General features: G+C 39.0%; 20 protein-coding genes. 4 read left to right on the top strand and 16 right to left on the bottom strand.

The genetic code is table 11. The features are described from left to right. Positions 1–16: 16 nt before the first annotated feature. From xni to EU510_RS07380, 3 genes are all read right to left on the bottom strand, one after another. Positions 17–790: a flap endonuclease Xni gene (gene xni / locus EU510_RS07390; protein ID WP_149592931.1), complete on the bottom strand. Its 774-nt coding sequence runs from the start codon at positions 788–790 to the stop codon at positions 17–19. A gap of 10 nt (positions 791–800) precedes the next feature. Beyond that, positions 801–2,144, bottom strand: coding sequence for a nucleotide 5'-monophosphate nucleosidase PpnN (gene ppnN, locus EU510_RS07385; protein WP_149592930.1), 1,344 nt, complete (start codon positions 2,142–2,144; stop codon positions 801–803). A gap of 62 nt (positions 2,145–2,206) precedes the next feature. Continuing rightward, complete coding sequence (locus EU510_RS07380) at positions 2,207–3,742, bottom strand: GGDEF domain-containing protein (RefSeq protein ID WP_149592929.1); 1,536 nt, start codon at positions 3,740–3,742, stop codon at positions 2,207–2,209. Between the two features lie 204 nt (positions 3,743–3,946). On the opposite strand from EU510_RS07380, the gene EU510_RS07375 reads away from it, so the two are divergent. The 3 genes from EU510_RS07375 to EU510_RS07365 all read left to right on the top strand — a co-directional run bounded on the left by EU510_RS07375 (position 3,947) and on the right by EU510_RS07365 (position 10,547). Then, positions 3,947–5,734: a M61 family metallopeptidase gene (locus tag EU510_RS07375; protein ID WP_149592928.1), complete on the top strand. Its 1,788-nt coding sequence runs from the start codon at positions 3,947–3,949 to the stop codon at positions 5,732–5,734. A gap of 461 nt (positions 5,735–6,195) precedes the next feature. Further along, positions 6,196–8,280: a bifunctional diguanylate cyclase/phosphodiesterase gene (locus EU510_RS07370; RefSeq protein ID WP_149592927.1), complete on the top strand. Its 2,085-nt coding sequence runs from the start codon at positions 6,196–6,198 to the stop codon at positions 8,278–8,280. Between the two features lie 95 nt (positions 8,281–8,375). Continuing rightward, positions 8,376–10,547 carry a S46 family peptidase gene (locus EU510_RS07365; RefSeq protein ID WP_149592926.1) on the top strand — a complete coding sequence of 724 codons (2,172 nt, stop codon included), beginning with the start codon at positions 8,376–8,378 and terminating at the stop codon, positions 10,545–10,547. Positions 10,548–10,780: 233 nt separating this feature from the next. On the opposite strand, the gene EU510_RS07360 is transcribed toward EU510_RS07365, so the two are convergent. The 4 genes from EU510_RS07360 to EU510_RS07345 all read right to left on the bottom strand — a co-directional run bounded on the left by EU510_RS07360 (position 10,781) and on the right by EU510_RS07345 (position 13,940). Continuing rightward, complete coding sequence (locus EU510_RS07360; RefSeq protein ID WP_149592925.1) at positions 10,781–11,308, bottom strand: hypothetical protein; 528 nt, start codon at positions 11,306–11,308, stop codon at positions 10,781–10,783. Between the two features lie 41 nt (positions 11,309–11,349). Next, complete coding sequence (locus EU510_RS07355) at positions 11,350–11,964, bottom strand: hypothetical protein (RefSeq protein ID WP_149592924.1); 615 nt, start codon at positions 11,962–11,964, stop codon at positions 11,350–11,352. Between the two features lie 105 nt (positions 11,965–12,069). After that, complete coding sequence (locus EU510_RS07350) at positions 12,070–12,441, bottom strand: hypothetical protein (RefSeq protein ID WP_149592923.1); 372 nt, start codon at positions 12,439–12,441, stop codon at positions 12,070–12,072. A 263-nt stretch (positions 12,442–12,704) separates the two neighbouring features. Continuing rightward, positions 12,705–13,940 (bottom strand): IS110 family transposase, encoded by a 1,236-nt coding sequence (locus tag EU510_RS07345; protein ID WP_149592922.1) that lies wholly within the window; start codon positions 13,938–13,940, stop codon positions 12,705–12,707. 349 nt (positions 13,941–14,289) lie between these two features. On the opposite strand from EU510_RS07345, the gene EU510_RS07340 reads away from it, so the two are divergent. Next, positions 14,290–15,561, top strand: a complete 1,272-nt coding sequence (locus EU510_RS07340; RefSeq protein WP_149592921.1) for an O-acetylhomoserine aminocarboxypropyltransferase/cysteine synthase family protein — start codon at positions 14,290–14,292, stop codon at positions 15,559–15,561. 41 nt (positions 15,562–15,602) lie between these two features. Here EU510_RS07340 and EU510_RS07335 read toward each other — a convergent pair whose 3' ends face one another. From EU510_RS07335 to hisD, 9 genes are all read right to left on the bottom strand, one after another. Then, positions 15,603–15,794 (bottom strand): DUF1289 domain-containing protein, encoded by a 192-nt coding sequence (locus tag EU510_RS07335; RefSeq protein WP_149592920.1) that lies wholly within the window; start codon positions 15,792–15,794, stop codon positions 15,603–15,605. Position 15,795: 1 nt separating this feature from the next. Further along, complete coding sequence (locus tag EU510_RS07330; protein WP_149592919.1) at positions 15,796–16,350, bottom strand: hypothetical protein; 555 nt, start codon at positions 16,348–16,350, stop codon at positions 15,796–15,798. 119 nt (positions 16,351–16,469) lie between these two features. After that, complete coding sequence (hisIE, locus tag EU510_RS07325) at positions 16,470–17,084, bottom strand: bifunctional phosphoribosyl-AMP cyclohydrolase/phosphoribosyl-ATP diphosphatase HisIE (protein ID WP_033029702.1); 615 nt, start codon at positions 17,082–17,084, stop codon at positions 16,470–16,472. Further along, a complete protein-coding gene (gene hisF, locus EU510_RS07320; RefSeq protein WP_002960269.1) occupies positions 17,075–17,854 on the bottom strand; it encodes an imidazole glycerol phosphate synthase subunit HisF in 780 nt (259 codons plus the stop codon). The genes hisIE and hisF overlap by 10 nt, the downstream gene beginning before the upstream one ends. Then, positions 17,836–18,570, bottom strand: a complete 735-nt coding sequence (locus EU510_RS07315) for a 1-(5-phosphoribosyl)-5-[(5-phosphoribosylamino)methylideneamino] imidazole-4-carboxamide isomerase (protein ID WP_010552951.1) — start codon at positions 18,568–18,570, stop codon at positions 17,836–17,838. The genes hisF and EU510_RS07315 overlap by 19 nt, the downstream gene beginning before the upstream one ends. Positions 18,571–18,603: 33 nt before the next feature. Next, positions 18,604–19,194 (bottom strand): imidazole glycerol phosphate synthase subunit HisH, encoded by a 591-nt coding sequence (gene hisH / locus EU510_RS07310; protein WP_002960265.1) that lies wholly within the window; start codon positions 19,192–19,194, stop codon positions 18,604–18,606. Continuing rightward, positions 19,191–20,252 carry a bifunctional histidinol-phosphatase/imidazoleglycerol-phosphate dehydratase HisB gene (gene hisB, locus EU510_RS07305; protein ID WP_149592918.1) on the bottom strand — a complete coding sequence of 354 codons (1,062 nt, stop codon included), beginning with the start codon at positions 20,250–20,252 and terminating at the stop codon, positions 19,191–19,193. Before hisB ends, hisH begins: the two co-directional genes overlap by 4 nt. After that, positions 20,249–21,358 (bottom strand): histidinol-phosphate transaminase, encoded by a 1,110-nt coding sequence (gene hisC, locus EU510_RS07300; RefSeq protein WP_149592917.1) that lies wholly within the window; start codon positions 21,356–21,358, stop codon positions 20,249–20,251. The genes hisB and hisC overlap by 4 nt, the downstream gene beginning before the upstream one ends. Continuing rightward, the gene (hisD, locus tag EU510_RS07295; RefSeq protein ID WP_149592916.1) at positions 21,348–22,649 is read right to left on the bottom strand and encodes a histidinol dehydrogenase; all 1,302 of its coding nucleotides are present in this window, start codon (positions 22,647–22,649) and stop codon (positions 21,348–21,350) included. The genes hisC and hisD overlap by 11 nt, the downstream gene beginning before the upstream one ends. Between the last annotated feature and the right edge of the window lie 5 nt (positions 22,650–22,654).

Raw genomic sequence — 22,654 nt, 5'->3', positions numbered from 1 at the left:
GGCTATTAACTTGCGATTAATTAAGCCTTAACTGCTTTAAACTAAAGCCTAAATTTATGTCGGTGCGTAAACTAACTAGATGCTTTGAAATTACGTACATATCCATATTAGCGGCTAGCTTTGTTTTAATACTCGGGCTTAAAGACTCATCTTCAGCAGCTTTCTCAATGGAATTGTAGTTATTAACGATTTGCTGCGCCGACTTAGTACCGATCCCTTTTACGCCAGGAATATCATTTGTCTTATCACCCGCTAAAGCCCAAAAATCAACAAGCTTATTTTGTTCAACACCAAAGCGCTCTTTTATACTTTTCTCATCTAAATAGAGTTTTTTAAAGTAATCATACACTGTAATATAAGGGCCTATATATGGTAAAAAGCCTTTATCGGTAGAAACAACAGTATTAGCTATTTGATTATTTGATGCCTTAAACGCAAGCGTTGCAATAATATCATCGGCTTCATCGTTAATAGGCTCAAATACAACAATGCCGGTTTCTTCAATTGCGGTTTTAAAATGCAATAGGGCGTCTTTTAATACTTGAGGCATTGGCGCGCGCGAGTGTTTGTAGTCTTTATAAAAATGATAACGCCAGCTTTTGTCGCCATCAAACACAGCAATGGCATGGGTTGCATTACTGGTATCTATAAGCTTTTTACATGCATGCGCTACACGAGAACAACACGTTTGTATCATTTGCTCGTCGCTGTGATGTTTTTGATTAGCGTCAACGGCGTAAATGCGCCTAATTAAATTAAGCGCATCGATAAGAAGTAAATGGGGTTTCAAACTATAAAACTCATGCTTTTATTTTGTAACACGGAACGTATTTGCTGCCAGGGAGTTTCATACGGCCTTGATCAACAAATGCTTGTAATAGCGTATCCATATTTTCCATAAGGGCAGGTTCGCCGCTTAAAACATATGGACCGTTTTGCTTGATGGCTTTAACGCCTTCGTCTTTTACATTTCCAGCAACAATACCTGAAAAAGCCCTGCGTAAATTAGCTGCTAGTAACTGTTTTGGTTGATCAAGATGTAAATCAAGACTTGCCATATTTTCATGTGTTGGTGCAAAAGGTTGTTGAAAGTCGTTATCTATTTTTAATGTCCAGTTAAAGTAATAAGCATCGCCTTCACTTTTACGATAATCACGAACATTAGCCATCGCTGATTTTAGCTTTTGACCCACTAATTGAGGGTTATCAATAATAACTTCAAACTTATCCAGTGCTTCTTTGCCGAGTGTTATTTCAACAAAATCACACAGCTCTTTAAAGTATGCTTCACTTTCACTAGGGCCAGTTAAAATAACAGGTAAACATTGCTTGGTATTATCTGGGTGCAGTAATATGCCTAATAAATATAACAGTTCTTCGGCAGTACCTGCGCCACCAGGAAAAATGATAATCGCGTGAGCTGTTCTAATAAAAGCTTCAAGGCGTTTTTCAATATCCGGTAAAATAACTAACTCGTTTACGATAGGATTTGGTGGCTCAGCAGCAATAATGCTTGGCTCTGTTAAACCTAAGTATCGGTTATCGGTATTACGCTGTTTTGCGTGGCCAATTGTGGCACCTTTCATTGGGCCTTTCATGGCACCAGGGCCACAACCGGTACAAATATTTAATCCACGTAAACCAAGCTCATAACCTACTTGTTTCGTGTATTTATATTCAACTTCGTTTATTGAGTGTCCACCCCAGCAAACAACCATATTTGGCTCACTTTTAACACGCAGTGCACCCGCATTTCTAAGCATATCGAATACCATATGCGTAATTGCTTTTTGTTCTTTTAAATCTTTTTCGTATTTTTGACAAATAAATAAAATATCACGAATAACAGAGAATATATGTTCGTGAATACCGGTAATTATTTCGCCATCAACAAATGCTGTTTCGGGTGGGTTTTCAAGTTCAATTTTAATACCTCGTTCGCGGCTTACTAAACGAATATCAAAATCTTGGTATTTTTCGTATATATCGTTACTTTCGTCGGTATGGCTACCTACATTGAGCACTGCAAGTACGCAGTTTCTAAATAACCTATAACGCTCACTAGCAGAAGATTGCTCTAATAAATCAACTTCTAATTGCGACAGTAAATCTAAAACCCCAGTTGGGTTTAACTGTATTAACATAGACGTGCTCCTTACTGCTAAATCGTAAAACTGCTTGTCATAAAGTTATAATAGCTATGACATTACTTACTGGTACAAAGTCTATCTCGCCCTGAGTTTTTGGCATCGTAAAGGGCATCATCAGCTCTATCAAAGGCTTTTAATAGCGTATCACCTTTTTTAAACTGAGTTGCACCTATCGAAATAGTGATCTCGATTTGTTTTTCTCTAAATTTAAAAGGGATATTTTTAATCACCTTTCTTACTTTATCCAGGGGTAATGTTGCGTTTTCTAGCGATACACCTGGCATTAATAGTACAAATTCTTCACCGCCATAACGCGCTATAAAATCTGACTTTCTAACAGACTTTTGTAGTGCTTTTGATATAACCTGAAGTGTTATGTCGCCTGCTGTGTGGCCAAATCTATCATTTATAGATTTAAAGTGGTCAACATCAATAACTGCAAGCGTAACATCTGATGGTTGTACATTAAACAAGTGCATTTCGTGATCGTAGCGTTCATCAAATGCGGCTCGGTTAGGCAGTTTTGTAAGCCCATCAAGTAAGCTTTTAAAGCGCTGCTCGTTTAATCGTTTTTTATAAGTAGTTAACTTACCTTCTAAAGTGCCAATACGATTATTTATTTCATTAAAGCTAGAGCTAAGCATTTCTCTGTCTTTTCGCTCAAGTTTTTCTTTAGCTATAAAATCTTCGCTTAGTGATTTTAATTCGTTATCTACGAGTTCTTTTAAAGATGAAATTGACGTGGCTTTTTGGGTTTGTTCATTAAGGTTTTTTATTTTTAGTTCGATACTTTTATTTAATGAGTCAAACTCAACTTCCATTGACTCAGAGTGTTTGCTAGTTGAGATAATAGAATTGTGTAAATCTTCGAGGGTTTGATTTAATGAAACTAAAAAGCTTTGCGCTGATTTACGCTCTTTACTTATATTTTTTACCACTACATCGATAATGCTAATCGCAGCATCAAGCAATGCTGTTATAGTTTTACTTGCGGTAATGCTATTTTTTATATGATTAATTTGTTGAGTAGCTTCATCTTCCAGAACAAGTTCATTAGCAAGTTCAAGCAGTTTATTTGCATGGCTCTGTACAGTAGGTAGCTTTTTGTCAATTACTGGGTCTTGTTTTGTGATTAAAACTTGATGGTAAAACGATATAAGTTGATCAAGAAGCGGGATATAACCATGCACTGAATGGACATTATTAATTTCATTATCAAGTAGGTTTCTTAGAGATCTGCGTGTCTCATCAGGTAAACCCTTGGTTTTTTGTAGTTGCTTACCCGCATTTTGCACATTGTTGAACAAATCACGTTGTTGGGTTTGTTGAACTGATTCTTGGTTTTTAAGTAATGTTAAAGTTTCACTAATCAGTGGAGAAATATTTTCAAAACTCATGCCTTTATTTAGGGCACTTCTAAATTTGGCAAGACGGTTATCTAACTCAATATCTAGCCCTTTACAGCTCAACGATAACTTAGCCGTAAAGTCACACAAAATATCCACTTGATGTTTGCGTGCACTTTCAACAGCCATACGAGCATCAATTGCTTGTTTTAGCTTTTTATCTGCTGCGTTAGATCTTTGTGACACCTAAGCGTACCGCCATCAATTTAATTTCATTATCTTTAGTTTACAACAAATTTTTATTATGTGTAGTTATCTAGTAAAAAACTTAGAAATTTTAATGAGCTACTACGTATAAACTCGTATACAGGGCAATTTGTCGTATTTAATTCACTTTTAAATAGCAGCTTGTTAGTCTTGCAAGCAATTAAGTTTCCACTAAGAGTTTCTATGAAAAAGTTATTAGCCCTTTCTATCCTAGCTGCATGTTCAGCACCTGTATTTGCCGATGTGAATTATTCTTTAGAAATTTCGCAACCACAGCACCATTTAGGTGATGTAAGTGTAGAGTTTCCAAAAACTGCGCAAGCACATCTTGATATAAAACTTCCAGCATGGCGTACGGGTCGTTACGAAATACTAAACCTTGCTAATGGTGTTCGTTATTTCAAAGCTAAAGATGAAGATGGCAAAGAGTTAAAGTGGGAAAAAATTGACCACAGTACATGGCGCATCCACCTTAATGAGCCAACAGAAGTTAATGTTGACTACCAAGTGTATGCAAACGAACTTGGTAAGCGAGCTCGCCATATCGACGACAGTCATGCATTTATAGATGCGTCAGGTTTTTTTATGTTTAGTGACTCGTTTCGCCAAGAGCCTGTAACCGTTAATTTAGAACTGCCTAAAAAATGGCGCTCGGTATCGGGTATGGATAATTTAAAAGGTAAAAATACTTTTAAAGCAGCTGATTACGACGTACTTGTTGATTCGCCAATCGAAACGGGTATTAATCAGTTACATACTTTTGAAGTAGACGGCCGTGAATATGATTTAGTTATATGGGGCGAAGGTAATTACGACGTAGATCAAATGCTTATAGATCTTAAAAAATTAGTTACTACCGGCAATGTCATTTGGGACGGCTATCCGTATGAACGCTATGTATTTATGGTACATGCTACGTCGGGCGCAGGTGGTGCAACGGAGCATTTAAATTCAACAATTATTCAACGTCCACGTGACCGATTTGGTAGTCGCGAAGATTACTTAGGTTTTATTAGCACAGCCGCACACGAATTTATTCATACATGGAATGTAAAAGCATATCGCCCTCAAGGCTTGGTGCCTTATGATTATACAAACATGAACTACTCAAAACTACTGTGGATCGCTGAAGGTTCAACAAGTTATTTTGAAGATCATTTAATGGTTCGCTCTGGTATTGAAACCACGGATGAATTTTTTAAAGTGATGAGCAAAACCATTAATCGTCATTTACAAACCCCAGGCCGTGAAGTGCAAAGCGCAAGCGAAACAAGCTTTGATAAATGGATTAATCAAGGTGGCGATCATGCACGTAACTACAGCACCAACATTTATTCTGAGGGCTCGTTGCTCTCTTTAGCTTTAGATATCGACCTACTTGAAAAAAGCCAAGGTAAAATAAGCTACCGTGACGTGCACAAAGCACTTTATAACAATCATAAATTGCCAGCTGGTTTTACAGACGTAGACGTGCTTAATATTTTAAAAGATCTAACAGGGCGTGATTACTCAAGCTGGTGGCAAGAAAATGTAGAATCGCCAGCAAGTATAAACTTTGACGACTTACTTACTAAAGTAGGCTTGAAATTTGAGCGTCCAGAAAAAGCAAAAGCCCTTGCAAGCATTGATGCTACCGCTAAAAACACAGGTGAGCTACTTACCCTAAGCTACGTTCGCCGCGGTGGAAGCGCATGGAAAGCAGGTTTAACTACCGATGATAAGATTGTTGCTATAAATAAACATCACGTAGGTAAAGACTTAAAAACCAGCCTAGAAACGTTTAAAGCTGGCGACAAGGTAACGGTTGACTATCTTCGTCGTGATGCACTTGAGACTTTAACGTTAGTGCTCTCAGAAGATTTTGATAAACCAAAAAAAGTAGTTGCTGATAAAGACGCAACGCTTGCGCAAAAGGCATTATTTAAAGCATGGATTGGCGTGGAACATCCAAATGATGTAACTGATAAATAACGATAAAAATTATACTGTTTTTTATATTAATTAATCATAGCGTGATCTTCCGTATTACAGCGTGGATCACGCTATGTGTTGATATTTTTTAAATTCACTATGAAATAATAAAACTGGAAATCGTAGCGTATTAAAAATATAGATATGTTAAAAAAACGGAATGATGTTATCAGGGGAAGTTTTCATATTCTTTCTACTAAGTTTATCAAAAAATAATTCTAAGACTAAATTGGTATTATAAAAAATAGAGTGAGCTATTAGGCCTGATAATTCAGAGCCGGCAGCTACATTTTGTCTTAAAAAGCACCTATTTACATGAAATGTATGTATGAAAATTGAGCTACTGACTTGTTTTGTTGCTAAAATCAAATTAATTACTAATATAAATACATTTTTTAGAGAAAAATTAGTCATTAAATACTATTATTATTAGTAAGTTTTTCTTGATCCTTGTCATCGAAATGAAAATAGATAAAGTTGTAAATGCGTTAACTCATCAGTTTGTTACAAACGACCCTCTTCATCAATTATTTGATGCGGTTAATGCTATTTCTGTGCAAGGATATGACGAACAACGACGTGTAATTTATTGGAATAAAGGCAGTGAGTATCTTTATGGTTATAATGCACAAGAAGCTGCTGGACAAAAACTAGAAGATTTAATTATTCCTACCCCAATGCAAGACGCGGTTGTATCGGCTCATACTAATTGGCTTAACAACGGTACAGAAATTCCTGCAGCAGAGATTACCTTACAGCGTAAGAATGGTACACAGGTGTGTGTGTATTCAAGTCATGTAATGTTTATAAATCAATATAATATTAAACAAATGTATTGCATAGATATTGATTTAACCGATGTAAAAAAGGCCCAAGGGCAAGCTGTTTTCAAAGAAAAAATGCTTGAAACCATATTCGAAGCGATTCCTGATTTATTTTTCTTAATGCAAGAAGATGGCACTATTGTCGACTATCACGCCAGCAATAAGAATAACCTTTATGTTAATCCTAATGAATTTATTGGTAAAAGCATGTTTGCTGTATTACCTGATGAAATTGCGGTTAAATTTCAGATTAATATTGCCCAAGCACTAAAACAAAAAGTAATGGTTAGCTTTGAGTACGAACTTAGATTACCTAAAGGCACTGTATATTTTGAAGCACGTGTAAACCATGTACCTCAATATGAGCAAGTCATGGTTATTGTTCGTGATATTACCGAACAGCATAAATCAGATGAGCTAATACGCCATCAAGCCTATTTTGATAGCTTAACATTACTTCCTAATCGGTTTTTAGCGCTAGATAAGTTATCAAAAATTTTGAAAGATGCGGATGAAAATAAAGGTAATGCCGCTGTATGTTTTCTTGATTTAGATGATTTTAAAAAAATTAACGACTCACTTGGACACGAAGTTGGCGATAAACTATTAATTGAAGCTGCTACAAGACTTCAACGAACTATCAGTGATAGCGGTATGGTAGGAAGGTTAGGGGGCGATGAGTTTATTGTATTATTACCAGATTTAACCTGTGCGAAAAGTGCGCTACGCATAGTCGATATGTTACTTAAAAACTTCAGAGAACCATTTAAAATAGAAGGCCGCGAATTAATGGTTACGTTAAGTGCTGGTATTGCTATGTATCCTGAAAATGGTAGTTCAGCTTCAGATTTACTACGTAACGCAGATACCGCAATGTATCAAGCTAAAGCATTAGGTCGAAACACCTATTCTTTTTTTGCAAAGCAAATGAATGAAGTAATCCAGCGACGTTTATCAATTGAAGAGCAAATGAGTGGTGCCCTTGAGCGTAATGAATTCGAACTATATTACCAACCACAATTAGACGTTAAAAATAAAGATATCATTGGCGCAGAAGCGTTATTACGCTGGCATAACCCTGAGTTAGGGAATGTAACACCCGATGAGTTTATACCTATTGCGGAAAATACAGGATTAATTGTACCTATTGGTAAATTTGTAATTAGCCAAGCATTACATTTTTTAAATGAGTGGCAAAGCAGCTGTAAACGCGGACAGAAATATACAATGGCAGTTAACTTATCTCCTCGTCAATTTAGAGATTCAGGATTACTGCGCTTTATTCAAAATTCACTTATTGATGCAAACGTAAACCCCGAAAGTTTAGAGCTTGAAATTACTGAGGGAGTACTGATGAGTTGCCACACTAATGTTGTTGATATATTGACTGAAATTACGGCATTAGGCATTAACTTATCAATGGATGACTTTGGTACGGGTTATTCGTCATTAAGTTATTTAAGAGAGTATCCTTTTAATGTGCTCAAAATAGATCGAAGTTTTATAGATGGCATTGTGTTAAATAATGAAGATTGTAATCTAGTGAGAGCAATTATTGCCATGTCGCACAGTTTAGGGCTGACAGTGGTTGCCGAAGGTGTAGAAACAAAAGAACAGCACACTTTATTAAACGAATTAGCCTGTGATTTTATGCAAGGCTTTTACTTTAGCAAACCGATTCCAGCTAAAGAATTTATTAAATTTTCACAAAATGCTATGTAAAAAACGTTATATTGTAACAAATAGTTGCACGGCTATTGACCTAATTAGCTACTGACGAGTAACCTGTTATAGAAACAAATAAAAAGGATTCTGTAATGCGTTTAAAACCTCTTGTAGCTACATTAGCAGCCACATTTGCACTATCACTTTCAAGTAGTGCCATAGCCGACGAAGGCATGTGGCAACCACACCAACTTCCAGAGTTAGAATCAATTTTAAAAGCCAAAGGGCTTGAAATTGATGTTGAATCTATTTCTAAATTAACCGAATTCCCAATGAACGCGGTAATTAGCCTAGGTGGCTGTACAGCATCGTTTGTATCGCCTAAGGGTTTAGTGGTTACAAATCATCATTGTGTTTATGGCTCTGTTCAATACAATTCAACACCTGAAAACAACATTTTAGAAAATGGCTTTTTAGCTAAAAGTCCTGCTGAGGATTTACCAGCAGCCCCAGGGTCACGCGTATACGTAACAAAAACGGTTACCAACGTAACAGATGAAGTAATTAAAGGTACTAACGAGCTAACAGCAAAAGCACGCTACGATGCACTCGAACAAAACGAAAAAGCACTAGTAGCGCAATGTGAAGCCGACGAAAGCTATCGTTGTAACGTGTATTCGTTTCATGGTGGTTTAGAGTTTTACCTAATTAAGTCACTTGAAATAAAAGACGTACGTTTATCTTATGCACCGGCAATGGGCGTAGGTAAATACGGCGGCGATATAGATAACTGGATGTGGCCGCGCCACACAGGCGACTTTGGTTTTTACCGCGCTTATGTAGGCAAAGATGGAAAACCAGCAGAGTACAGCGAAGACAACGTACCTTACGTACCTGACTCTTACCTAAAAGTAAGTGCCAAAGGCGTGCAAGAAGGCGACTTTGTAATGGTTACAGGCTACCCAGGGCGAACTAACCGCTACCGTATAGCAACAGAGGTAGATAACGTATTTAACGACAGCTACCCTAAAGCACGCGTTCATAACTCAAAATACGTGTCGCTTATTGAAGAAAATTCAGAAGACGGCAGTAAAGCGCGTATTGCTTACGAAAGCACCATTGCAGGTTATAATAACTACATTAAAAACTTTGGTTCGATGATCGAAAGCTTCAAAAAAGGCACTATGCTTGAGCGCAAAAAGCAGTTTGAGCAAGAGTTAACACAATGGATCAATAGCGATAGTGAGCGTAAAGAGCAATACGGAAGCGTATTGGGTGAGTTATCTGATCTAATTGCACAATCACAAGAGCACAGTGAACGCGACCGAATGTTAGGTTATGTACATCGCTCACAAATGATCAGCACAGCACGACGTTTATACCGCCTAGCTTACGAAAAACAAAAGCCAAATAGCGAACGTGAATCTGGTTATCAAGAACGTGACTTACCTCGTATTAAAGCAGGGCTTGAGCGCATGACGCGCCGTTATGATAGCAAAGTAGATAAAGCTATTTTACTGCACTTTTTAGAGCTGTATGCAGCACTTCCAAAAGAAGAGCGTTTTAGCGAGGTTGATAACGTATTTAAAGTACAAAATGGGTTTGATAAAGCAACTCAAAGCGCATTACTTGATAGCATGTATGAACAGTCAAGACTTGATAATGCCACTGTTCGCAATTCATTATTTGAACAATCGTTTAGCCAGCTAAATCAAAGCCAAGACCCATTTATGCAGTACGCTAAAGCAATCTTTAAAGTAATGAAAGCACAGGAAGATAAATCAAAAGCACTTGCAGGTAAATTACAAGCAGCTCGCCCAGAGTTAATGAGCGCAATCATTGCGTTCAACAAAGCTAAAAACAAACCGGTATACGCCGATGCCAACAGCACACTACGAGTAACCTATGGCACTGTAGGCGGCTACTCACCTCAAGACGGCTTGGTAGCAACACCCTTTACATCGCTTGAAGGATTACTAGCTAAAAACACCGATGTTGACCCATTTAATGCACCTAAAAAGTTACAAAAGCAAATTAAAGCCAAGCTTTACGGTGATTACACGGGTGGCATGAATACAGTCCCCGTTAACTTTTTATCAAATGTAGACACTACCGGTGGTAACTCAGGTTCGCCAACACTTAACGGCAAAGCAGAGCTTGTTGGTTTACTGTTCGACGGTGTTTACGAAAGTATTATTGGTGACTGGGATTACAACCCTGAGCTTAATCGCTCAATCCACGTTGATTCTCGCTACATGCTGTGGGTAATGGATAAAGTAGATAATGCACAAAACTTGTTAGACGAAATGACAATCGTAAAATAAGTAATTAGTGAGATAAGAGAAGGGCGCTTACCGTAATGGAAGCGCCTTTTTTGTTGATGTTTGGGTGGTTTATTTATGACTGGTAAGTGCCTGTGTAGGTCGGATAAGCAAAGCGCCATCCGACACAGTAAAATACCTTGCCAATTATTATTAATATTTTATGTTGTTGAATGGCTGGAGAGTGCCATTTGCGGACGTTCGTAAAACACTGTTAAACAGCTTGTATGGCGAATTTACCAATCCATATTAGCCGCTTGATCGAATTGGTAATTTAAATGCTTCACAAAGCTTTCCATATCTTCCATTGAAACCATAGCTCTCGAATATGAGCCATCATTAGCCATTGTAAGTATTGTAGGCAAAACGCTATCCATAACATAGTACATTGCTGGTTGTATTTCAGACGACCATAAATGCTCAATAAAACGTTCGAGTAAAGATATCACCTCATCCTCATTGAACGAAATATCACCAAAAAGTGAAAACTTATTTTTGCCTTTTTGGTGAGGCATCAATACTGGAACAGCGCCTGTACTTGAATGAAAGGTGAAGGTTTCACCATCTTTACCAAATGCGCCATGGGCAATAAAGTTCCTAAATTGTCTTCTTAAGAAAATTAATTCATCAAAGAATATTTTATTTTCTTTGATGTTAATATCTATTGCAGTAGTGTATTTCACTTGCCATTCAGCACCTGCTAGATCTGCAACTTTTTCGCCATCGTCAATGTTTTTAGTAACAATACTTAGATGTACGAACAAATGCTCAGTCCAGCTAAAGAATGCTTCAATAGCCGAAGTAGCTAACCAATTGGCATTCTTTCGTAATTGAGCAGAAGGGATATGAATTGAAGTAGCTTCTCCATATGAAGTTTTCTTTGTTTCTCTATGTACTTCATCTTTACGATCTTCAGCTTCTTGTTTTTCTTTTTTATATAACTCAACAAGATATTGATAGCGTTGAATAAGTTAGAACTATTGTTTTTGACGTTTAATTTAGAACTTTTAACTGCTTCAGAAGCAACCCATTCAAAATATGGTTTAGCTACTTTTACAGCCTTATGGATGTTTTTAACAATCTCTTGTGCTTCGATTTCATCAGTTTCTAAATTATCGGCAAAAACGCCCAACCCAAATTTTCGATATTCAATTAAAAAAGCCTTACCTCTAAAGTCAATTGGTAACGACCATGATATTTTTTCAAATCTACCAAGGTTCTTAAAACCTAATAAATCATTTAACAAAAAGAAAACGAGATAATATGGAGGTAATGTTCTTCCTGCATCAGTGCGTTTTGCAGTGAAAAGAAAATTGTTGTCAACCTTTGTATTTTCTTGTTCGGACTTTACATCACCTAAAGCTAAAATAACTCTCTGTTTTAGTACTTCTATATCCTCAGGGATTTTTAATTTTGCCATGCCATGAAACTTCCATATTCGCCTAACACCCGTATAACGGGCAAAAACACGTAGGCTAAAATACCTAGCGAGCGCAGTGAGTAGTTAATGCATTTGTTATGTAGTTTAGGGCAATATATTGATTGCAATAAATAACGCTAATGCAAAAACGGATAAAGAAAACACAAATTGACAACTATAAAAGCAAAACACAAATGACTTATGCCTTTGAAGGCCAGAGGTCCAATATTTATCATTATTTTGATATTGCATAGCGTCAGTAGTAAAAAAAATTGATGATGTTGCAGCCAAGATTGAATATGCAAATCCGATGGTGGCCGCTATAGAGGCTTCTTTGTATGTTGAGTCAATGAATACACTTACTAACATAGTAGGGGTAAGTAGAAGCAAAGCCGACGATAGAGTAGCTAACAACTTTAAATAGTCGTTTATATTTTTAATATACTCTATTTTATGCTCGTATTGAAAAGTGCTCAAAATTACTCCCTGCTAACAGAAACTACATAACAATTTAATATCAACCCAACGGGTCGTTTCTCTGATTGACCAGTTGTAACATAAATTATAACGTGTTGCCATATGTCACATTTTTATAACTATTGCGCTTTGCACAGTGCATAAAATCGACCCATTGGGTCGTTTCCATGACTATAGAAGCTAGTTGCTAGTTATGAAAAAATAGAAGAGGAATTCGAAAGCTTCAACGTCCGCTTCACGCCCTGAGGCATTCATCAAGTCATTTATGTCTTTAATAATGGCGAATCACGCTCTTTAAGTGCCTTTAAATACTTAGCCTCATCGTAGCAACATTTCGTTTTCCAACACCGATATATTATGCGTATCCATTTAAATGCAAGCGCTCTAATAGCAGATTGATGTGACTTACCTTTAGAACGTTGTCCTTGATAATATATACCCGCCCAATAAGAAGTATGTACTGTTTTCGCTGCCCACTCCACGAAAGTTTGCCTTACAAACTTAGAGCATTGCCATCGCCAATGTACCCATGACTTCTGTCCACTTCGTTCAGTAACAGGCGCAATACCTGCGTAATTTTGAATTTCTTCGGCACTATTAAAACGGTTACGATTATCCCCAAGAGCCGCTAACATTCTAGGCCCCATACATGGCCCGATACCTGGTAAGGATTTGAAAATGTCTGCATCTGGTAATGTTTTAAACAACTCATCAATACGCACGTCATAAACTTTAATACTCTCCACTACTAATTTGATTTGCTTTACCTGAGTTACAGCGAGCAACATATTAGCTTCTATAACATATTGATCCGTTGTAAGTGGAAGTGCATTTCTAATGTGCTCAATCCGTGATTCTGTATGCTTAACAGCGGGCCCACCTTTAGAGTTCAGAAAACGCCGTATTGTATTAGCTCTAGCTCTTTTAAGTAGCTGAAGGCTAGGCCATTTAGCAATGAGATCTAAGAATAGCCCGCTGTCTCGGTGGGAGAACCATTCTAAAGGCTGAGGGTAGTACTGCTTAAGTGTATTAATAAGCCTATTAACAAAACGTCGTTTATCTTCAACCAGCAGTCTTCGTTGTTCAACTAATTGTTGTAATAGCCTGAGTTCACCGGTACTTGGTTCAATTGTTTTTATTTTTTCTGGATAGCGTAGCATAAGGTCAAGTGCTAACTCTGCATCTTGAGGGTCATCTTTGGCACCGCTAGGTGAAAATGCTTGGCGGTAACGTGCTAGTGACAACGCATGAACGGGGAAAACTGTAATAAAGGGGTATTTTTGTAGTGCATACACTATTGGGCCTTTTTTTAACTCCAGCGCAACAGCGATTCTCCCATTTACCTGTTTGTGCAACGTATTGAGCCAAGTATCTAATGATTCTGGTATATGTTGAATTACCTCAAAACGACGCTCGCCATTTTTAAATTGAATACAAACATCATGTTTTTTATCTGCCCAATCTAAGCCAATATGTGCAGCAAATTGATCTATCGACATAATCATCCACTCCTATTTATAAAGGATTGGTATGTATTCCACGCTCTTCGAAAGAAATATAGCCAGCAGTTTGTGTGCGTGCCCTGAGTATTCGTTAGCGAGCCGTGGAGCACTTACTGGCTCGAAAGAAAAGCGGTGATCATCAAATGATTTTCGCTCATTATTCGTAGCCAGTAAGCACATACCCTAAACCACTTTAAAGTGTAGTTCTTAGGTGTGAATGACTATATTTCGCTCTGACCTGCCTTTAACTTGAATCAAATCACCTCAGCACTCTTTAGTATATTTCATGTGCATTTTATAGCCAAGAAGTGCTAGGTTAGTAGTAAATTAATTGAAGGAATAAATTATGAAATTAGAGTCATTAGCACTGCACCACGGTTACGAATCCGAGGCTACGACCAAATCGGCAGCCGTGCCTATCTATCACACTTCTTCTTATACATTTGATAACACGCAGCATGGTGCTGATTTATTCGATTTAAAAGTACCTGGGAATATTTACACCCGCATAATGAACCCAACAAATGCCGTACTTGAACAACGTATTGCCGCGATGGAAGGGGGTATTGGTGGGCTGGCTGTTGCCTCTGGGATGGCTGCTATTACGTATGCTATTCAATGTTTGTGTGAAGTCGGTACTAACATTGTAAGCACTAGCCAAGTATATGGTGGTACGTATAACTTATTTGCACATACCTTACCTAGGCAAGGTATTGAAGCACGCATGATAAAGGCCGATGACTTTACCGCGTTCGAGAATGCAATTGACGACAGCACCCGCGCTGTTTTTTGTGAATCTATTGGTAATCCGGCAGGCAATATTGTTGATATTGAACGTTTAGCACGTATTGCACACAGCAAAGGTGTGCCGCTTATTGTTGATAATACCGTGGCTACGCCGTATTTATGCCGCCCATTTGAGCTGGGCGCCGATATAGTGGTTCACTCACTGACAAAGTATATAAACGGGCACGGTACAGCCATTGGCGGCATGATTGTCGACTCAGGAAAATTTGATTGGAAAGCGAATGCCATGCGCTTTGCAATGATGAACGAGCCCGATCCGTCGTATCACAATGTGGTTTATACCGAAGCCTTTGCTGAAGCTGCATTTATTGGACGCTGTAGAGTAGTGCCACTTAGAAATACTGGCGCAGCGCTTGCCCCTAAAAACGCATCTGACATTTTAATTGGCCTTGAAACCTTAGGCTTAAGAATGGATCGCCACTGCGAAAATGCGCAGTATCTGGCTGAGTATTTAGAAAACCATCCAAAAGTGCTTTGGGTTAACTACGCAGGGCTTAAATCAAGCCCGTATAACGAAATGAGTCAAAAAATTACCAGTGGTAAAGCATCGGGTATTTTAAGCTTTGGTATTGCTGGTGGCCTAGAAGCGGGTACTCGTTTTATTGATGCGCTAAACATGATTTTACGCTTAGTTAATATTGGCGATGCCAAGTCGCTTGCGTGCCATCCTGCATCAACTACACACCGCCAACTAAATGATGAAGAGCTTGCTAATGCGGGTGTAAGTCGCGATTTAATCCGTTTGTCAGTCGGTATTGAGAACATTGCAGATATAATTGCTGATGTAAGCCAAGCGCTCGATAAAGCATAGCGTTAATTTATAGCCTCGGGATATTGAGGCTTTTAGCTCCATTACGCTTTTGAGATATCGGCTCGCGGTGTTTCTAAAATCGCTTTTTTTTCATCTTCAGATAATATTATCCAATCAAATATTTCCTCGTTGGTACGCCCACATCCGGTGCAGTAACCGCTGCGCCTTTCGCATATTCCTAGGCAATCAGTTTTAAATTTAGATGGTTTTTTGTTTTGATTTAATTGGCGCATATTAAAGTCCTAACGGTGGTGCAATTTCAAAGCGAGTAGTAAATCCTTTACCTTCTTGATTAGTTGAGAGTGTAATCACTGGGGTTTTAGTATCGAGTACAAAGGTGCTGTAAATTGAACTTGCTGTTTCTTTTTGACTTTCAAACCAACCTGTTTTGGTTAAGCATTGGCGTAATTGCTTAGCCAGTTTTTGATGAGACTTTACGGTTTGCGTTTGTGTATTAACAGGTGTTTGGCATTGGTAGCTTGCTTGCTCTGACTTATTTAAAGTAACTGTACAGTTTGCTCCAATCATATGAGAATTAGTACGCCATTGATTAGTAAACTGGTTATTTACTTTATCTGTTTTTATTGAATTAAAACCAGACTCATAACCATTTATTAGGTTATTAATGGTGCTGCATTCATCGGGTATTACTGTGGTTTTTACAGACTGCTTCGTTGTAGTAGTGGTTGCTTTCGTTGTAGTCTGATTAGTTTTGCTGGTACAGCCCGCTAAAATAAATGCGACAACTAAAACAAATGCGACGAAGGAAGGAGTAATATAGTTTTTCATAGTTCACAGTAACCGATTAATTGAGCCTTGCACTATACCATACATAATTTATTCAACTAAAAGCGAAAAACAAAAAGGCCCATAAAATATGGGCCTTTTGTAATTTTCTTTAGCAAGTACTATTTATGGCGACCTTGCAAGCATTTAACTACATCTTCAAGGGCTAAGCCTTGGCGTTGTAGTAATACTGTAAGGTGATAAATTAAATCAGCAGATTCGTTTGTTAGCTCATCGTTATCGTGTTTCATAGCGGCAAGTGCCACTTCTACGCCTTCTTCACCTACTTTTTGACAGCTACGGCTTAAGTCTTTTGCAAATAATGATGCAGTGTAGCTTTTTGATGGGTCGTCGTTTTTACGCTCAACAATCACATCTTCTAACTGTGCTAAAAAGCTTAAACTTGGTTTTGCTTCATCACCAAAACAGCTTTGTGTGCCTAAGTGGCACGTTGGGCCTTCTGGGTTGGCAAGGACTAAAATTGAGTCGTAGTCACAATCAGTATGCACAGATACTACGTTTAAGTAGTTCTCTGATGACTCGCCTTTAGTCCATAAACGCGATTTTGAACGCGAGTAAAACGTTACCTTATTGGTATCAAGGGTAACAGCGAGTGCTTCGCTGTTCATAAAGCCTTGCATTAAAATAACACCCGAGCGGGCATCTTGAATAATAGCAGGGATCATGTCACTTTTAGCGAAATCGACTTGAGCTTGGTTTTGTTGTGTTACTTGCATAATCTTGCTGCCACTTGGTTATCTGTTAAAAATTGTTTTAGTTCGCCAATGTTAATCACATTTTTATGAAAAACGCTGGCGGCTAATGCACCATCTACTTTGCTTTGTTTAAATACATCAACAAAATCTTGCATACTACCTGCACCGCCAGAGGCGATTAAAGGAATGTCACACAGCTCGCGAATTTTACTTAGTTGCTCGTTATCGTAACCGTTACGAACGCCATCTTGGTTCATACAGTTTAATACAATTTCGCCTGCGCCTAAATCTTGTACGCGTTTAACCCATTCTTGTGTTTTATAGCGCGTACGGCTTGATGCATTAGGATCGCCGGTTAATTGATACACTAAATACTCGCCGGTAATTTCATCAAAAAAGCTATCAATACCTACAACAACACATTGCTTGCCAAACTCATCGTGTAATTCTTTAATAAGTTCAGGGCGCGCAATAGCAGGGCTGTTGATGCTTATTTTGTCTGCGCCGCGCTCTAAAACACGCGCTGCATCAGCGACCGACTTAATACCGCCGGCTACACAAAATGGAATATCGATATTACGTGCAATGCTCTCTACCCAGTTTACATCAAGTAGGCGTTTTTCAACGCTTGCGCTGATCTCGTAAAAAACCAATTCATCGGCGCCAGCTTCGCTATAGGCTTTAGCCATTGTTAAAATGTCGCCAACTATTTCATGGCCTTTAAATTTAACGCCTTTTACTACTTGGCCGTCTTTAACATCTAAACATGGGATTATGCGTTTTGATAACATGCCAACGCCTCCTCAACACTAAATGCGCCATCAAGCAATGATTTACCTAAAATAACGCCGCCCACACCAAGCTCTTTAAGCTTTTTAATGTCGTCAAGTGAGCTTACGCCACCTGAAGCTTGCACTTTAATAGTGCTGTTGTGACGAGTTAAATCTTCGTAAAGCTCAAACGATGGACCCGTCATGGTGCCATCTTTACTGATGTCCGTGCATAAAAAATCAATAACACCTAAGCCCACGTAAAAATCTACCAGCTCTAGTAAACCAAATTCAGATTCACTTAACCAACCGTGTGTTGCTGGTGCCCAGCCCGTAGCTGTTTTATTTACATCAAGGGCAATTACAAAGTGCTCTGCGCCAAATTGTTCAATCCAGGCTTTTACTTGTTCGCGTTTTTCTACTGCCATTGAACCAATAACAACTTGGTTTGCACCGGCTTTTAGCCAATCACTTACATCTTGCTCTGAGCGAATACCGCCGCCCACTTGGTACGGTACGTTAAGTGCTTTGGTTGCAGCTTGAATATGTTTCCACTGTTTTTTACTTGGATCGCGTGCACCTTCTAAATCAACAAGGTGTAGTTTACCTGCGCCGCTGTCGGCGTATTCTTTTAAACGCGCGCCAAGTTCGAAAGGGTAAAACTGTGCTGTGTCGTATTTACCTTGGTACAAGCGCACAATTTGATTTTGTAATACGTCTAATGCTGGAATAATCACAAATAATCTCTTTTTTGTTAGTTAATGGGCAGCTTATAACTGCCAATCAACAAAATTTTGTAATAAACGTGCGCCAACTTTTGCGCTGCGCTCTGGGTGAAATTGCATGCCTGCGTAATTGTCTTTAGCAACAATGGCTGAAAAGGTTTGACCGTACTCGCCGCTTACTAGTGTGGCGTCGTTTACGGTGTGCGCAAAGCTATGAACAAAATAAACTTGCTCATCAAGCGTTAGCCCTTTAGTTAATGCATGCTCTTTATTAACGCTTAAGTTATTCCAACCCATATGCGGCGACGTTAAATTGCCTACATCAAGCGCTTTTACTTGCCCTGGTATTTTACCTAGGCACTGTACGTTACCTTCTTCGGTGCTTTCGCACAGTAACTGCATACCTAAACAAATTCCCATCAGTGGGCGCTGGTATTCATTTATAGCTTGTTGCCAGCCGTTATCTACTAGGCGTTTCATAGCAACCGACGCATGACCTACACCTGGCAATATAGCGCGTTCAAAACCCGCTAATTGCTCTGGTGATGTAATTACTGTTGGCGTTTGCCCTAAGCGTTCAAACGCAAAGCGTACTGAATTTATATTGGCACAACCGGTATTAATTATGGCAATCATAAACATCCCTTAGAGCTGGCTGTTTGTTGGGTCGTGTCTTGTGCTACTGCCATACGAAGAGCACGTGAAAACGCTTTAAATAAGCCTTCTACTTGGTGATGACAGTTACCGTCGCTTACCGATAAAATAAGGCTAATAGCGGCGTTATCACTTAAACTTTTGAAAAAGTGCTCAACCATTTGCACGTCTAAGTCGCCTGCTTTTTCGCGGCTAAAGTTAGCGTTTAATACAAATGAAGCACGACCCGATAAATCAATTTGTGCTTCGGCTTTACATTCATCCATAGGAAGCGCAAAACCATAGCGTGCAATTTGCGATTTAGTGCCAAGCGCTTGTTTAAGTGCAACACCAAGAGCAATACCAATATCTTCAACAAGGTGGTGCTCATCTATGTGTAAATCGCCTTTGGCTTTAATGTTTAAACCAATGTTTGCGTGGGTGCGAATTTGATCAAGCATATGATCAAAAAAGCCAAGTCCGGTGTCTATGCTGCCATTTTTAGTTTGATCTAGGTTTATGGCTACATCAATTTGGGTTTCTTTGGTGTTACGGGTAACACGACCTTCGCGGTTGGCTGTGGTTAGCTTGGTAACAATGGCAGGCCAGCTGCCATCGTACAAAATGCCTTCACAACATAAGTTTTGTGCAAGGCCAATATCTGTTTGGCGATCGCCAATTACATATGAACGTGCTAAATCGACTTTGCCAGAGCGCATAAGCTCAGTTAATAAACCTGTTTTAGGTTTACGGCAATCACAGTTTTGCTCGTCAAAGTGTGGACAAATTAATACGGTCTCAAAGCTAATGCCTTGGCTTTGCATTATGTCCATCATTTTATCTTGTGCTATGTCAAAATCAGCAGTCGGGAAGCTGTCTGTGCCTAAGCCATCTTGGTTAGATACCATTACTAAACGGTAACCTGCGGCTTGTAATTGTAATAACGCAGGAATAACACCAGGTAAAAATGCTAGCTTTTCAAGGCTATCTACCTGTTTGTCGGTAATTGGCTCTTCAATAATAGTGCCGTCGCGGTCTATAAATAAATAGGGGTTACTCATGATACTTCGTTTCCTGCTAAAGATGCTGCGGTAGCCGGCGTTTGTAAGCCATCTAACCAAATTTTTACTTGTTCAAGTTCTTGTTCACTGCCAATAGAAATTCGTAGCCAATCGTCTTCACCGTATAGCGTAAAAGCGCGCATAACCAAACCTTGCTCAAGTGCAATTTTAAAGTAGTTTTTATCGGCTAATTTTAAAGTAACAAAGTTACCTTCACCAGTGAGAATTTTTAATGCAGCAGGAGAGGCGTTTAGCCAATCTACCAACTTAGCTTTTAAGCTATTTAAAATAGTAACTTGGCGGCGCATTGATGTAATTGCATCAGGTGCAATTGCTTGCGCTGCAATACTTGCCACCACACCCGATACCGGATACGGCGCAATCACTTTACGAATTGGCGCTAGTACACTTTGTTGTGCAAGTGTAAAACCAGTTCTAAGGCCTGCAAGTGCAAAGGCTTTAGAAAGTGTACGCAAAACCACTACATTACTAAACTCATTAATAAGTTTAGTGGCGCTTTGCTCTGGGCAAAACTCTATATAGGCTTCATCAACAATTACTAAGGCTTTACCCGCAAGGGCTGTTGCAATTGCTTTTACTTTATCAAGAGGCGTTAAGCTACCCGTTGGATTATTTGGGTTACAAATAAATACCAATTTTGAGCTGCCAACAGCTGCAACTATTTCATCCACACTACCATCAAGTAATAGCGCTTGCGTTAGGCTATTAATAGCAACGTTATGAGTATCAGCCGTTACTTTGTACATACCGTAGGTTGGTAAAAATAACGCAATGCTGTCTTTTGCAGGTTCGCAATAAGTGCGTACTAAAAGCTCAATGCCTTCATCTGCACCGCGCGTCATTAATACATTTTCGCTTTTAAGCTCTGTATAAGCTGCGTACCTGTCAATAACCAGTTGCGGTTGTGGATCGGGGTAGCGATTTAAATCTTCAATACTCAGTTCAAGGTTTTTAGCATACGGGCTTTCGTTAGCATTTAGCCACGTAGTACCGGTTAGCTTTTCACTTTTAGCAGAGCTATAGGCAGCAAGAGCTGCAATATTTTTAGGTAATAAGCTAGACGATTGTGCGCTCTCATTGCTCATTTTTAATTGCCTCTAAACGAATTGAAACCGCATTAGCGTGGGCATCAAGGCCTTCTGCGTCTGCAAGTGGTAAAATTGCTTTTGAAAGCTGCGTTAAACCACTTTTAGTAATTGTTTGCACTGTGTATGTACGGAAAAAATCAAGCAAGTTTAAACTCGAGTAAGTTGCACTATAACCATACGTTGGTAACACGTGGTTAGTACCCGATGCGTAATCGCCTGCAGATTCTGGTGTGTAGTCACCTACAAATACTGAGCCTGCATTTTTAACTTTATCTAGGTAAGGAGTTGCATCAGCTAATTGTAAAATTAAGTGCTCTGGGCCGTATTGCGCCGATACTTCAAATGCTTGCTCAACTGAATCAACCAAAATAAGTGAAGAATTAGCAAGCGCTTGCTCGGCTGTTTCTTTGCGGCTCAAATTAGCTAACTGGCGTGTAAGTGCCTGCTGAGTTTGTTCTATAATATTTTCGCTGTTACATAGTAAAATAACTTGCGAGTCTGCGCCGTGCTCTGCTTGTGAGAGTAAATCGGCGGCTATAAATTCTGGGTTTGCACGTTCATCTGCAATAACTAATACTTCAGAAGGACCTGCTGGCATATCAATTGCCATACCTGGGATAGTTTGCGCAACGAGCTGTTTAGCCATTGTTACGAAGCTATTACCTGGGCCAAAAATTTTGTTTACTTTAGGAACCGATTCGGTGCCATATGCCATTGCTGCAATTGCGCCTGCGCCACCACTTTCTATTAAAGTAGTAATGCCACATAACTTAGCCGCATATAAAATAGCAGGGTTAATTGCTTTGTCACCTTGTACCGGCGTAGCAAGTACAACGGTTTTAGCGCCGCTTAACTGTGCTAATACACCTTGCATAATAACCGACGATGGCAGTGGAGCACTGCCACCGGGTACATATATACCGACTGCTTCGATGGCTTGATATTTCAGTTCACATACAACGCCTGGTTGGGTCGATAATTTAATATCTTTTGGCAACTGCGCTTCGTGAAAACGTTTAACATTTGCATAAGCGGTGTCAATTGCGTATTTAAGCTCTGCACTTAGTGCTTGCTCAGATGCGTTAATTTCATCTAGCGGTACACGCAAACGTGGGTTAGCTCTATTATCAAACTCTTTGGCCATGCTAAGTAAGGCCTCATCGCCTTGCTCTTTTACATTAGCTAAAATAGTTTTGCATATTGCTTCAACCTTTGCGCTTACAGAAACTGCAGGACGCATTAGCGCCGCTGCTTGTACTTGTGAAGATTCCTCATTCCAACGAAGCATGGTAC

Source organism: Pseudoalteromonas sp. FUC4 (assembly GCF_008370255.1).
In the GTDB taxonomy this organism is placed as follows: Bacteria; Pseudomonadota; Gammaproteobacteria; order Enterobacterales; family Alteromonadaceae; genus Pseudoalteromonas.
The sequence above is the reverse complement of the archived record's forward strand: the minus strand, read 5'-3'. Positions and strand labels throughout refer to the sequence as shown.